This is a genomic window from Geminocystis sp. CENA526, from assembly GCF_050753365.1.
In the GTDB taxonomy this organism is placed as follows: domain Bacteria; phylum Cyanobacteriota; class Cyanobacteriia; order Cyanobacteriales; family Cyanobacteriaceae; genus Geminocystis.
This window is the reverse complement of the sequence record NZ_JBLZFY010000107.1, coordinates 1-13019: the sequence shown is the minus strand read 5'-3', so window position 1 is coordinate 13019 and position 13019 is coordinate 1. Positions and strand designations below refer to the sequence as shown.

The window sequence follows — 13019 nt, the reverse complement described above, 5'->3', positions numbered from 1 at the left end:
AAAAAAAGCCGAAAGAATAAGAGTAAAAATCAGAAATCTTATAGATGAATGCCATAAAAAAACCGCCTGTTTCTTAAGCAAAAATTATACTGATATTTTCATTCCTACTTTTGAAAGTAGTCAGATGGTCAACAAAACAAAGCGGAAATTAAATAGCAAAACAGCTAGAAGTATGATGACTTGGAGTCATTATCGATTTGAACAAACTATTAAATTTCACTGTGAAAAAAGAGGAGTAAGACTTCACTTAATAACCGAAGAATATACTTCCAAAACCTGCTCTAAATGTGGGGAAATTCATCAAAAATTAGGCAGTAATAAAATCTTTAAATGCCCTCATTGTGGTCACAAAGTATTACGAGATTGGAATGGGGCGATTAACATTGCCTTTAAAACCCTTTCCCCATGGAAAGGTCGGCTAGATAGTGCCGAAGCACACGATATTTGTTAGATTTTTATATAAATTTATAATAAATATTGGGTTTAAACCTATCTGTACTAGGTTAGTGTTGGTAGTTCACGGGTAATTTTTATTCTAATTATACGAGGACCATCCATTTCTGTTACCGTAAATTGATAATGATCAAAATTAAAGACTTCATGGGGTTTAGGAATTTTTTGCCAATGATAGACTAAAAACCCTCCTAAAGTTTGATACTCGTCGATTAAGGGTAAATTAAAGTCTAATAAATCGTTTAATTCTTCTACATTTATTTGCGCAGGTATTAAAAAATTCTGCTCATCGATAACGGTAATGTGAAAATTGTCATCCTCCGATAGGCTTTCGTCTCCCCCTAAAATTTCGTTGATTAAATCCTGCATGGTGACTAATCCCGATGTGCCTCCATATTCATCCACAATAATCACCATTTTCAAACGAGACTGTTGCATTATAGTCAACAATTCACTTAAATATGTAGATTCTGGTAAAAAACGCACGGGTTTCACTAAAGGTTCGATCGAACTATCAAAAGAATTATCATTAAAAATATTGACACAATCTTTAAAATCAATAATGCCTCGAATATCGTCTAAAGAATCTCCAATGACAGGGTAACGAGAATGTTTAGTTTCAGAAATTTCTAACCATAAATCTTGATAAGTAGAGGATAAACTTAAGGCTTTAATATCAACACGGGGAGTCATTACCTCCAAAGCCTCCACGTCTCCAAACTCAAAAACGTTACTCAATAATTCCCTTTCTTCCGCTTCTAATCCCGATGAATCCCTCTCAGTTTTGATGATTAACTGCAATTCTTCGGGAGTAACTTGTTTATACCAACCTTGCCCTGTATATTCTACCCCAAATAACTTCAATAAAAAACGAGTGGATTGATTAAGAATATCGATAAAAGGCTTAAATATCTTACCAATAACACTAACAGGAGGAGCTAAAAAACGAGCTAACTGTTCAGGATACAATAACGCTAAAGATTTCGGACACAATTCTCCTAAAACTATTTGCAAATATACTAAAGATAAAAAAGCAATGGGTATAGAAACGGTGTGACTGATAGGATTAATAAAATCAGGAGGAAAAGGCAATGAAGAAATTAAATGCTGTATCGACATCGCCATAGCATCTTCTCCAATCCAACCCAATGCTAAACTAGATAAAGTAATACCTAATTGGGTACTAGATAAAAGACGATCTAAACTTTTTTGTAATGATTGTACACTTTGAGCAGGTATATCTCCATCAATGACTAAATGATCAATTCTCGATTTTCTCACGGAAACGATAGCAAATTCTGCGGTGACAAAAAAAGCATTGATAGCGATTAAAAGAATAATTGCGGATACTCTAAATAATATTGTCTGCCAACTCATTAAAATTCCTCAAAAAAATCGGAAAAACCATAAAGTCATTTATATTAACGGATAATAAGATTTTGATTCAATCATTAGTCGGTATTATTATGACATTTTTTAGGGAAAAAAATATCTACCATATGCCATTGATTGAGAGTATTTTAAATCAAACTTATCATAATTGAAAAAATACATTAATAAGTCTGGTATCTATACCATTGATTAAGTACTTATAAAATATTTTTGTTAAAATCAATAAATCAATAAGTAAAAATTTAATGCAATTTCCTAAAAAATTATGACAGCTATAATTGTTAAGCCACAAGAGCGATCGATTACGGAAAAAAAAACCTATACTCCCGAAGAATATCTTGCCTTAGAAGAAAAAGCTGAGTATAAACATGAATATAGAAATGGAGAAATTATTGCCATGGCTGGAGGAACAATTAATCATAATGAAATAGTCACAAATTTATGTACCTATCTCAAAATAGCTCTGAAAGGACAAAAATATAGAGTTTTTATTAGTGATGTACGCTTATGGATACCTCGTAATAATCAATATACTTATCCTGATGTCATGGTGATTAGTGGTGAGCCAATTTATCACAAAGGGAATACTAATATTACAAATCCGTTGCTAGTTATAGAAGTATTGTCTGTCTCAACACAAGATTACGATCGAGGAACTAAATTTAGTTATTATCGATCGATTCCTGAGTTACAAGAATATATTTTAATTGATCAATATAGTTGTAAAATCGAACAGTTTAGTAAAAATAATCAAGGACAATGGTTACTAACGGAATATGAGACACAGGAAGAAACTATATCTTTAGAATCTTTAAAATTATCGTTAAAAATCAGCGATATTTATGAGCAAGTGAAATTTGAAGATAGTTAGAATTTCCCCCATAGTTTTTTTTGGGAGAAGGAAAAAGACAGGAGTAAGGAGATAACTTTTTATGAAAAAAATCGATCGATTTGACAAATAAAATTAGGTAATAAAGGGGATGTAATTTGATCCTCATTTAATAAACTCATTACTAATTCTAATTTACCCTGATTTCTGCGATAAATTTCTAACTTTTGTAAACGCCAATCCGCAATCCAATATTCTTGTACACCCTGATTAGAATATAATTTTAATTTGCTTTCTTTATCTCTGCGAATATCACTTAAACTTTCCGATAATACCTCAACAATTAATTCGGGAGCGCAAGTGAAATGACCACTATTATCTATACATAAATTTAACTTTTCTTGACTAATCCAAATAACATCAGGAATCACATTATCGTTATCACTAAAAATAATACCTGGATTAATAATAGCTTTTCCTAACCCTGTTTTTTCTGACCAATTTTGTAATGCCAAATAAATTTTTCCTTCGGTATTTTGATGTTTCCAATGGGGCGATCGAGTCATTTCTAATTCTCCATCGATAATTTCATAACGATTATTATTTTCTGGTAATAAATCTAAATCAGAAGTATTCCATTTTAGTTTAGTTATGGTAGTAGTCACAATTTTTACCTCAAGTTAGAACTTTAATTATTATATTGCCTTTATTAAAAACAGTTCTTCTCAAAATGGTTGCCACAGATTCATTAATTTCTGAGTTGTCTTATAAAATTAGGTTGAAAATTAGAGTTATAGTATTTACGCACTTGGACGAAAAATCAAGGCTTTGAGATTCCTTCGCTATGGCTTTTGAATGACATAATTTCGTTATGATTATATAAGTTCTGAAAAAAATTGATTGATTGAACAAATCAGGAGATTAAGGAAGTGTTGCCGCGCCAAAAGTGGCGTTAAATCGACGACACCAAATCGCCACAGACTTATAATCTTCTAACTTTACTCCTGAAGGAATTTGATAGCGTTGTTTTCCTTTTGTTGTTTTTAAGGCTTCTAAGATAATATAATCTCCTTCTTTAATACTGTGTGTTGGGGCTTTAGTTGTACTAATTACATCTTTGTTCTTATGTAGAATTACAAAAAGATCGGGGCCAGAATCTGTTTTAAAATCCTCTCCAAATTCGATATATTTGTTGTTTTTTTCTGTGATGATCGACACACTACCACTGGTAGGATGTTCTCCAGAAACGAATATTGCCCTCTTCATGACAACTAATTGTGGAGCATTATTTATGGAATCATAAGATGGTTGTTGTGTAGTCAATTCTTTTGACCATAATAACTCGTGAGTTGATATTGCCTTAACATCAAGTAATGTGGCATTAATAAGTACGGGTAGGATAGAAAGGGCAAAAATAGTAATATGTCTCATGATACTTTACTCATTAAGGATATTTTTCTTCAGGTTAGCAGTAATTTCAGATAATTTACTTAACGACAAAAAAAGAAAAAAATTGTTTTAAAAACTTTTTAATTATTTTTAATTGTTTTAAGAATTATTTTAAAATAGTTCTAGGTTGATTTACAATAAAGACAAAATTTTATAAAAACTAACATCTGAGATTTTGACAACAACTCAATTAATTTTTCTCATCGCTATCTTTCTGTTTACGAGCTTCATTGGCGTAGTAACAGGTAGTAATTCTCTGATTACCGTTCCTGTTATGCTAGAGTTTGGTATTTCCCCTGCCAGTGCGATCGCAACTAATATGTTTGCCCTAATTTTTATGAGTATTGGTGGCACAATTCCGTTTCTTAAAGGAGATACCCTCAAACAAAGAAAAGATATTATTTTATTAACGATTTTAACGGTTATAGGCTCAATTTTAGGTGCATTATTAGTCTTAATTATCCCTTCTAACACCATGCCGTTATTGATTTCTATTTTTATGATTGCGGTGTTAATTTTTTCTATCACTAATCGTAATAAAGGAATAGAGAAAAAAGAAAAAGTCTCCCCTACTGCCATGAAAATCGGTTATGGTTTAACATTTCTTTTAGGAATTTATGGCGGTTTCTTCAGTGGTGGTTACGTTACGACTTTAACCGCCGTCTTTGTTTCTTTTCTGAATATGACGTTTGTGGAGGCTGTGGCAGTCACTAAAGTATTGAATATTTTTTCTTCTTTGATTGCTACCCTAATTTTTATGACAAAGGGATTAGTTGATTTTCAACTAGGGATAATTTTGGGGATAACGATGTTTTTTGGAGCGATGTTGGGAGCAAAATTTGCTTTAAAATTGAGTAATCTGTGGTTGAGAAGAATTTTTATCATCACCGTCGTTATTTTAGCCGTAAGAAATATTCTACAGTGGTTAACTTAGTAGCTGATGTTACGCAAAAATAGAATTAGTTGTTTATTGGAGGTGTAAGGTTTCAGGTGAAATACTGATAAATCAAAGTGTTTAGTCTAATTCTTGGTTTTAAGAGATGTTTCTTATCACCTATTATTTCTCACAAATGATTATTCATTTTGGATTTTGGCGAAAGTATTGTTTTTTAATAACGAATTTGTAAAGTTACAAAAGCAGTTACTTCTTGTTCTCCACCGATGACAGGAGTACTAGCCATAGCCATAGGAGAAGCTAGTTTATCGCTCATGGCTTCCCTTGCAATAGGAATAGGTACATTTGCACCGTTGACATTAATAGTAATGATTTCTTGTGCTGTTAAGTTTAAGGCATTTAACACCGCTTGAGCTTGTTGTTGTGCATCCCGACTTGCAAACACTAATGCTTGTTTTTGGGCTTCGGCAATGGCGTTTTCTTCCGCCGTTAAGCTCACATTATCGATGCGGGTTGCTCCTACTTTCACGCTATTATCTAATAAACTACCCACTCGATCGATCGGCAACTGAAAACTAACTAAATTAGTAGCAGTATAACCAGTTAACTGTCTTTGATTATTATTATAGTTATAATTAGGTTGTAGTCTAATGCCAGTAGTTTGTAACTTTTCGACATTATTAGATTTTAATAATTCCACTAAAGAAGTTGTACGTTTAGCTACTTCTTCTTGAATTTCAGAGGCGTTTTTGCCTTCGATTTCTACTCCTAATTGTATATTGGCAACGGTAGCAGGTATTCTTTGTGTGCCTTTGCCTGTAACGGTAATGGTTTTCACAATTTGTTGTTGGGCTAAAACGGGGAGTGGTAATATGAAAGCGAAACTAATATATACGATCGAACCGATGGAAAGCAACAATTTGTTCATTTTGTTCATATTGATATAATCTTTTCTATAATTTATCTCAATTTTTCTATTAATGAAATTGATTTAAGTTTTTCACCTGATAATTGTTTTCTTGCACAATAATATTAATTAGGTTATCATGGATAAGGTAAAATCAACGGGATGTAGCGCAGCTTGGTAGCGCGCCTGCTTTGGGAGCAGGATGTCGCAGGTTCAAATCCTGTCATCCCGATTTAAGGATTATTTTCGATCGACCATTCCACTTGTCTTAAAATACCTCTAATCATTGCCAATTCTTGACTGGTGAGATTAGCACGATTAACAATACGGCGCAATTTTTCCATTTTTTTGGGGGCTGTATGAGGATACAAATAATTTACCCTCAATAATAAAGATTCTAAATGTTGATAATAGCCCTCTAATTCTTCTATATTAGCTAAATCTTGCACTGATGAACCTTCTTGAATCACCGACTCTTGAGAGACTTGATATAATTCATAAGCACAAACACCTACAGCTTGAGCCAAATTTAGAGATGGATATTCTGGATTAGAGGGAATGCAAATGAAGCGCTGGGCATAACTCAATTCCTGATTACTTAATCCCCTGTCTTCAGGACCAAAAATTAGGGCTGATGTAATATTTTCGGCTTTTAACCAAGGTATTGCTTGACGAGGAGTTTCAAAAACTGTGTGTATGTCTCTTTGTCGTGAAGTGGTTGCGATCGATCTTTTACACCCCTGTAAGGCTTGGGGTAAAGAATCCACAATCTCAGCTTTTTCTAACACTTCCACCCCATGAACCGCCATAATTCTAGCAGATTCGGACAAATGATCACAACGGGGCTTAACGATAGTTAATCGATTTAATGCCATATTACGCATAACTCGTGCGATCGAACCTATATTTCTTTCCCCTGCTGGTTCAACTAAAATTATTTTGACCTGACACATTTTATAATAAATAAAAACTTTTAACTAAAACTACTATGACAGAAACCATTACTCAAGCTATCAGCGATCGCATTTGTAAACACATGAACAAAGATCACCAAGACGCTGTGAAACTATATGCTCAATATTACGGTAAAATTGACCACCTTGAAACTGCTACAATGATCTCGATCGATGCTCAAGGAATGTATATTGCGGTAGATAACCAAGAAGAAAAACCCCTGAGAATTGAATTTGATCATACCTTAAACGATGCCAAAGACGCTCATACAACTCTTGTAGAAATGATGAAACAAGCTCAATCATTGTCATAAATTAAGCAATCTTGACAATATTATCTCAGGGAAAAAAATAGTAATAGAACCAAATCCTGATAAACTAAAGTAAATTTAAAGATTTGTTACATTAATTTTTATTTATAATCACCATGAGTAATAAAGAAGTTGTTATCTCCCCTTCGATTCTTTCCGCCGATTTTAGTCGTTTAGGGGAAGAAATCAAAGCCGTTGATGAAGCAGGGGCAGACTGGATTCATGTGGACGTAATGGATGGTCGTTTTGTACCCAATATCACCATTGGTCCTTTAATTGTACAGGCAATTCGTCCTTATACCAAAAAACCTTTAGACGTTCATTTAATGATCGTTGAACCCGAAAAATATGTAGCGGATTTTGCCAAAGCTGGAGCTGATATTATTTCCGTTCACGCTGAACATAACGCTTCTCCTCACTTACACCGCACCTTGTGCCAAATTCGTGAGTTAGGTAAATTATCGGGCGTAGTTTTGAATCCTTCTACTCCCTTAGAATTAATTGATTATGTCATCGATGTTTGTGATTTAGTCTTGATTATGAGTGTTAACCCCGGTTTTGGTGGACAAAGTTTCATTCCTACCGTAGTACCTAAAATCAGAGCTTTACGTCAAATGTGTGATGAAAGAGGCTTAGACCCTTGGATTGAAGTTGACGGCGGTTTAAAAGCTAATAATACATGGCAAGTACTTGAAGCAGGTGCTAATGCCATCGTAGCGGGTTCCGCAGTATTTAATGCACCTGATTATGCTGAGGCAATTACCTCAATTCGTAACAGCAAACGTCCTGAGAAACAGTTAGTCACAGCCTAATTACTGTAGGGTGGGCATTGCCCACCATTCTGAAATATTTGTTCGATCGATCTTAATAGTTGCATTTACAAAAAGTAAAGGTTATGATGGTTTTAGAAACAAAAAAAGTGTTATAGGAGTCTTCTTTATTAATGGATCAAATAGAGAAAGTGATTGAAAAACTAAAGGAGTGGACTCAAAAATTAATTGAGGCTTTACTAGGACCACAATCTGAACCCGAACCCGAATTAATTCCTATTCCAGTGAGGGATCGCACTCGATATTAAACTTATTTTAATCATCATTGTAGAGAGTTTTTTCCTTGTCCAAGTTTAGCATTCTAGTATTAAATGGTCCTAATCTTAATCTTTTAGGTAAAAGAGAACCTACTATCTATGGACATCTTACCCTAGAAGATATTAACAAGATGTTAGAGGACGAAGCCAAAAAATTAAATGTCCGTCTTTTTTGTGTACAATCTAATCACGAAGGAGTTTTAGTCGATTCAATCCATAACGCTTTGAATCATCATCAAGGCATTTTAATCAATGCTGGTGCTTATACCCACACAAGTGTAGCCATCCGAGATGCTTTAGCAGGGGTGGCTATTCCTGTAGTGGAAGTTCATCTTAGTAATATTTATCGTCGGGAGGAATTCCGTCATCATTCCTATATAGCCTCGATCGCCATCGGACAAATAAGCGGTTTTGGTGCTGAAAGTTATCGGTTAGGATTACAAGCCTTAGTCACAGAATTAAATAAAGTCTTATGAAAAAGTGTTTTGATGAAGGGAGGCAAGAGGCAAAAGGCAAGAGGCAAGAGTGAAAAAAAATTGAACTTAGGTAATAAGTAGGGTGGGCATTGTCCACAAGTTTCCATCGATCGTGTTAAAATTTTTCACAATAATTTCTAGTAAACTTTTACTGTATTTATTGTTTTACCACCGTAGAACAGGCATCTTGCCTGTATTTTTGAAGATGTCTAATAGTTATAAATAAGTTCACAAAATACTAATCTATCCAGAATTATTTACTGTTTGATTGTTCACAAGTTCATCAAGAAGGGAACAAAATTGTTATTTCCTCCATCTAGGGGTTTAGTTTGTTAAAGTAAGAATCGATAAAATTAATTATTTATATTAAATCATTATGAATTTATTTAAAATCAATAAGTCTTTTTGGGCGACTTTAGCCATTACCAGTTCTTTAGTTACTGGTTTACCTAATTTAGTTTTAGCGCAAAGTAACCCCGGATTAACTCTTTTTAGTGGGGTCGATCGACAGGATATATTAAACTATCATTTAGACTTTGGTGGAAAATCAAGAGGTTGGGATCGCTATCGTCTCAGAATACCGGGGAAAAAATTAACTCAGGGAGTCTCGAAATTTTTTATCACCTATCCCGAACATTATAGAGGTACTTTTGACATAAATTCGATCGAAGTGAGAGTAAAAGACCAAAGATTACCTATCAGAGAAGTAGTTTGGGATCAAGAAAGTCGTATCATTGAAATTGATTTAGAAGAACCCTTATTAGAAAGTAATCGAGTGGAATTAGTGTTTTCTAACGTTAGAAATCCTGATAACGGCGGAACATTTTATTTTCAGGCACAAATTTTAACCCCCGGACAAGTACCCTTAAGATTAAATGTTGGTACATGGATTGTCAGTATTAATTAGGTATGAGATTTTGTAGGTTGGGTTGATGATACGAAACCCAACAAAATTAAATGTTTTTTATTAGTAGGGGTTGGATAATATTCAACCCTTGTGGGGTTTTAACCCTTTTTTTGTTAATATCATATAACGATAATTTTTAGTTGGCAATATGATTAATCGACAATGGTGGGTAGAAAAATGGCTAGAATTATTAGACTCTTATCGCTATAAAAAAAGATTAGAAAGAGGACGTAATTACGCCAGAGAAGGTAATATTTTAAATATCGAGTTTAAACAATCTCAATTAGTGGCAAATGTACAAGGCACAGAAGAAAAGCCTTATCGAGTCACTTTATCCTTAGATGCCTTTTCTGATGAAGATTGGGGATATGTAATTACTACCATGTCTGAAAAAGCTATTTTAGCGGCACAATTATTAGTGGGGGATATGCCGTCAGAAATTGAGCAGGTATTTATCAAAAATGGTTTAAGTCTGTTTCCCTTTAATTTAACCGATGTCAAATCTCGTTGTACTTGCCCTGATAAAGCTAATCCTTGTAAGCATATTGCGGCGATATATTATCAGTTGGGCGATCGATTTAGTGAAGACCCGTTTATAATCTTTCAATTAAGGGGTAGAAATAAAGAACAAATTTTAGAGGCTTTAAGAGTTGCTCGTAGTCATCAATTATCAGGGAAACCTTTACAACCCGAAGTTTTAGGAAAAATAAAGTCTCCTCCGAAACGTAAAGCTAATGTTAACAAAACTTCTGCACCTTTGTCGATCGATAATTTTTGGGAGTATGAAGAAGCCTTAGATTCATCCTTAGTGGTGATTGTACCCTCGATCGAAAATAAAAACATTCTGGACGTATTAGGAGATATTCCACTACCCTATAACGATTCTCAAACAGTGATGCAATATTTAACTCAAGTATATAACACCGTACCAAAAGAAGTGATGACGGTTAATTAGAAGGTGCTGAAAAAATATGAGTGATGAAGATAAGTAATAATGAATAATGAATAATGAATAATGAATAGTTGTTAATTCTTAATTCTGATTTATTCAGCAAACCCTAATTAGTCAAAAAATTTTGTTTTTTACCTTTACTTTTTTTGACTAATGTGTCATAATAGTATATATCATAATGTTAATATTGACATTTTTGTGAAAAGTAAACATATCCCTATTATCTAACAATATAACATTTTTGTCAAGAAAAAGCAAGGGATTTGAGAAAAAAATTAATGTTTTGTCCAGAAGAGTGCGATCGCAGTAGAATAGAAGAACGAATAAAAATTAAGTCAAGAGAAAATAATGACAGCTAGTGTGACGACTCCCAAAAAACCTTCCAAAGTAGAGAATTTAAAAGAGCGTAGTAACTTTTTAAGAGAACCTATTGCGACAGAATTACAACAAGATACCACCCATTTTAGTGAAGATGGTATTCAAATCTTAAAATTTCATGGCTCTTATCAACAAGATAACCGTGATAATCGAGTCAAAGGACAAGAAAAAGACTATCAATTCATGTTGCGCACCCGTAGCCCCGGTGGTTTTATTCCTCCTCAACTTTACCTTACCCTTGAAAATCTCTCGGAAGAATACGGTAATCAGACATTGAGAGTTACCACCAGACAGGGTTATCAAATTCACGGTATTCTTAAAAAAAATCTCAAGACGGTTATTAGTAGTATCGTTAAGAGTATGGGTTCGACTTTGGGCGCTTGTGGAGATTTAAACCGTAACGTTATGGCACCTCCAGCCCCCTATAAAAACCGCCCTGATTATCAATATGCTTGGGAATACGCCGACAAAATCGCTGATTTACTCACCCCTCAAACGGGCGCATATTACGAAATTTGGTTAGACGGGGAAAAAGCGATTACCGCCGAAGAAGCACCAGAAGTGAAAGCCTATCGTCAAAAAAACCTTAATGGTACTAATTTTGATGATTCCGAAGAGCCTATCTATGGTACTCATTATATGCCTCGTAAGTTTAAATGTTCCGTTACTGTACCCGGTGATAATTCGATCGATATTTATACCCATGATCTCAGTTTAGTGGTTATTGTCGATAAAAAAGGTAAATTACAAGGATTTAATATTCTTGCAGGAGGCGGATTAGGGCGCACCCATCGTAAAGAAGAAACCTTCGCTCGTAGTGCTGATGAGATTGGTTATGTAGCAAAAGAGGATGTTTTTGATTTAGTCAAAGCAGTGGTTGCTACACAACGAGATTACGGAGATCGAGTTAACCGTCGTCATGCGCGGATGAAATACTTAATCAACGATTGGGGAGTAGAAAAATTTACCGCTAAATTAGAAGAATATTTCGGCAAAAAAGTAGAGCCTTTTAAAAAGTTACCAGAATGGAAATATGAAGACTATTTAGGATGGCATGAACAAGGAGATGGTAAACTATTTATTGGGATTTCTGTCGAAAACGGGAGAGTCAAAAATGAAGGTAATTTTCAGTTAAAAGAAGCATTGAAAAAAGTCATTGCTAAGTATGAATTACCTACCCGTTTAACCGCTAATCATAATATTATTCTTTACGAAATTGAGCCTCAATGGCAAGAAGATATTAGTAAAATTTTAGTTGATCATGGCGTAGAAATTAACCCCGATAATGTTAATCATCTTACCCGTTATTCTATGGCTTGTCCTGCCCTTCCAACCTGCGGATTAGCTACCACAGAATCAGAAAGAATTTTACCTAGTATTCTCGAAAGAATTGACAGTTTATTAGCTAAATTGGGCATACCAGACGAAAACATCGTAATTCGCATGACAGGATGTCCTAATGGTTGTGCGCGTCCTTATATGGCAGAATTAGGTTTTGTGGGAGACTCTCCCAATGTCTATCAAATTTGGTTGGGAGGATGCCCTAATCAAACTCGTTTAGCACAGGTTTATGTCGATAAACTGAATATTAATGAGTTAGAGAAGTTTTTAGAGCCTTTATTTGTCTTTTTCCGAGATAAGAAGCAAAATAACGAGACTTTTGGGCAATTTTGTCATCGAGTGGGCTTTGATGCCTTGCGCGCTTTTGCGGATAAGTATCAACCTAAAAAAGCTGTGACTTCTAAGGCGAAAAAATCTCGCAAAAAACGTAACGAACATCGTGTTAGTGTTAATGAAGACTGGTATCAAAAACTGAAAACCACTTCCAAAAAACAAAACAAACCGATGAATCAAATCGTAGCGGAAGCCTTAGAGACATATTTTGGCAAAAAATAATCATTAGACTTCTTCAAAAAAGATTTTTAATTGGTTTGTAGGGGCATAATATATTATGCCCGTAAAGAGTTTTAATGAAGATTTTACAGCATTTTCTTCCCCCTCTCCCCCCTCCCCCCCCTCTCTCTTTTCCA

15 protein-coding genes and 1 tRNA gene are annotated in these 13019 nt (G+C 34.3%); 11 read left to right on the top strand and 5 right to left on the bottom strand.

The features are described from left to right. The coding region (locus tag ACN4EE_RS19335; RefSeq protein ID WP_431708123.1) for a zinc ribbon domain-containing protein at nucleotides 1-451 on the top strand (451 nt) is incomplete at its 5' end. 47 nt (nucleotides 452-498) lie between these two features. Here the strand turns inward: ACN4EE_RS19335 and ACN4EE_RS19330 are convergent. After that, a complete protein-coding gene (locus ACN4EE_RS19330; protein WP_431708122.1) occupies nucleotides 499-1830 on the bottom strand; it encodes a hemolysin family protein in 1332 nt (443 codons plus the stop codon). Nucleotides 1831-2110: 280 nt separating this feature from the next. On the opposite strand from ACN4EE_RS19330, the gene ACN4EE_RS19325 reads away from it, so the two are divergent. Continuing rightward, on the top strand, nucleotides 2111-2716 hold the full coding sequence (locus tag ACN4EE_RS19325) for a Uma2 family endonuclease (RefSeq protein ID WP_431708121.1): 606 nt from the start codon (nucleotides 2111-2113) through the stop codon (nucleotides 2714-2716). 59 nt (nucleotides 2717-2775) lie between these two features. Here ACN4EE_RS19325 and ACN4EE_RS19320 read toward each other — a convergent pair whose 3' ends face one another. Together ACN4EE_RS19320 and ACN4EE_RS19315 are read right to left on the bottom strand one after the other, a co-directional pair. Continuing rightward, a complete protein-coding gene (locus ACN4EE_RS19320) occupies nucleotides 2776-3339 on the bottom strand; it encodes a Uma2 family endonuclease (protein WP_431708120.1) in 564 nt (187 codons plus the stop codon). Nucleotides 3340-3595: 256 nt separating this feature from the next. Then, entirely contained in the window at nucleotides 3596-4105 is a 510-nt protein-coding gene (locus ACN4EE_RS19315) for a DM13 domain-containing protein (RefSeq protein WP_431708119.1), read from the bottom strand. 193 nt (nucleotides 4106-4298) lie between these two features. On the opposite strand from ACN4EE_RS19315, the gene ACN4EE_RS19310 reads away from it, so the two are divergent. Then, nucleotides 4299-5057 carry a sulfite exporter TauE/SafE family protein gene (locus ACN4EE_RS19310; RefSeq protein WP_431708118.1) on the top strand — a complete coding sequence of 253 codons (759 nt, stop codon included), beginning with the start codon at nucleotides 4299-4301 and terminating at the stop codon, nucleotides 5055-5057. A 175-nt stretch (nucleotides 5058-5232) separates the two neighbouring features. Here the strand turns inward: ACN4EE_RS19310 and ACN4EE_RS19305 are convergent, their stop codons facing one another. Next, nucleotides 5233-5946, bottom strand: a complete 714-nt coding sequence (locus tag ACN4EE_RS19305; protein ID WP_431708117.1) for an SIMPL domain-containing protein — start codon at nucleotides 5944-5946, stop codon at nucleotides 5233-5235. A 137-nt stretch (nucleotides 5947-6083) separates the two neighbouring features. Here ACN4EE_RS19305 and ACN4EE_RS19300 point away from each other — a divergent pair. Beyond that, nucleotides 6084-6157: transfer RNA gene (locus ACN4EE_RS19300), tRNA-Pro, on the top strand. A gap of 1 nt (nucleotide 6158) precedes the next feature. Here ACN4EE_RS19300 and ACN4EE_RS19295 read toward each other — a convergent pair. Further along, a complete protein-coding gene (locus ACN4EE_RS19295) occupies nucleotides 6159-6878 on the bottom strand; it encodes an RNA methyltransferase (RefSeq protein ID WP_431708116.1) in 720 nt (239 codons plus the stop codon). Between the two features lie 35 nt (nucleotides 6879-6913). On the opposite strand from ACN4EE_RS19295, the gene ACN4EE_RS19290 reads away from it, so the two are divergent. The 7 genes from ACN4EE_RS19290 to sir all read left to right on the top strand — a co-directional run bounded on the left by ACN4EE_RS19290 (nucleotide 6914) and on the right by sir (nucleotide 12885). Further along, entirely contained in the window at nucleotides 6914-7192 is a 279-nt protein-coding gene (locus ACN4EE_RS19290) for a DUF2470 domain-containing protein (protein WP_431708115.1), read from the top strand. 113 nt (nucleotides 7193-7305) lie between these two features. Beyond that, nucleotides 7306-8001, top strand: a complete 696-nt coding sequence (gene rpe, locus ACN4EE_RS19285) for a ribulose-phosphate 3-epimerase (RefSeq protein ID WP_431708114.1) — start codon at nucleotides 7306-7308, stop codon at nucleotides 7999-8001. A 131-nt stretch (nucleotides 8002-8132) separates the two neighbouring features. Further along, nucleotides 8133-8267, top strand: a complete 135-nt coding sequence (locus ACN4EE_RS19280; RefSeq protein ID WP_017293517.1) for a hypothetical protein — start codon at nucleotides 8133-8135, stop codon at nucleotides 8265-8267. 35 nt (nucleotides 8268-8302) lie between these two features. Next, nucleotides 8303-8752, top strand: coding sequence for a type II 3-dehydroquinate dehydratase (gene aroQ, locus ACN4EE_RS19275; protein ID WP_431708113.1), 450 nt, complete (start codon nucleotides 8303-8305; stop codon nucleotides 8750-8752). Between the two features lie 376 nt (nucleotides 8753-9128). Further along, nucleotides 9129-9659, top strand: a complete 531-nt coding sequence (locus ACN4EE_RS19270; protein WP_431708112.1) for a DUF2808 domain-containing protein — start codon at nucleotides 9129-9131, stop codon at nucleotides 9657-9659. A gap of 148 nt (nucleotides 9660-9807) precedes the next feature. Next, on the top strand, nucleotides 9808-10614 hold the full coding sequence (locus ACN4EE_RS19265) for an SWIM zinc finger family protein (protein ID WP_431708111.1): 807 nt from the start codon (nucleotides 9808-9810) through the stop codon (nucleotides 10612-10614). A gap of 342 nt (nucleotides 10615-10956) precedes the next feature. Then, the gene (sir, locus tag ACN4EE_RS19260) at nucleotides 10957-12885 is read left to right on the top strand and encodes a sulfite reductase, ferredoxin dependent (RefSeq protein WP_431708124.1); all 1929 of its coding nucleotides are present in this window, start codon (nucleotides 10957-10959) and stop codon (nucleotides 12883-12885) included. The last annotated feature ends 134 nt before the right edge of the window (nucleotides 12886-13019 follow it).

Excerpts from the sequence above, each read along its gene's own strand:
- ACN4EE_RS19330 (WP_431708122.1), bottom strand. The coding sequence starts at position 1,830 with ATGAGTTGGCAGACAATATTATTTAGAGTATCCGCAATTATTCTTTTA.
- ACN4EE_RS19325 (WP_431708121.1), top strand. The coding sequence starts at position 2,111 with ATGACAGCTATAATTGTTAAGCCACAAGAGCGATCGATTACGGAAAAA.
- ACN4EE_RS19315 (WP_431708119.1), bottom strand. The coding sequence starts at position 4,105 with ATGAGACATATTACTATTTTTGCCCTTTCTATCCTACCCGTACTTATT.
- ACN4EE_RS19305 (WP_431708117.1), bottom strand. The coding sequence starts at position 5,946 with ATGAACAAATTGTTGCTTTCCATCGGTTCGATCGTATATATTAGTTTC.
- ACN4EE_RS19295 (WP_431708116.1), bottom strand. The coding sequence starts at position 6,878 with ATGTGTCAGGTCAAAATAATTTTAGTTGAACCAGCAGGGGAAAGAAAT.
- ACN4EE_RS19290 (WP_431708115.1), top strand. The coding sequence starts at position 6,914 with ATGACAGAAACCATTACTCAAGCTATCAGCGATCGCATTTGTAAACAC.
- rpe (WP_431708114.1), top strand. The coding sequence starts at position 7,306 with ATGAGTAATAAAGAAGTTGTTATCTCCCCTTCGATTCTTTCCGCCGAT.
- ACN4EE_RS19280 (WP_017293517.1), top strand. The coding sequence starts at position 8,133 with ATGGATCAAATAGAGAAAGTGATTGAAAAACTAAAGGAGTGGACTCAA.
- ACN4EE_RS19270 (WP_431708112.1), top strand. The coding sequence starts at position 9,129 with ATGAATTTATTTAAAATCAATAAGTCTTTTTGGGCGACTTTAGCCATT.
- ACN4EE_RS19265 (WP_431708111.1), top strand. The coding sequence starts at position 9,808 with ATGATTAATCGACAATGGTGGGTAGAAAAATGGCTAGAATTATTAGAC.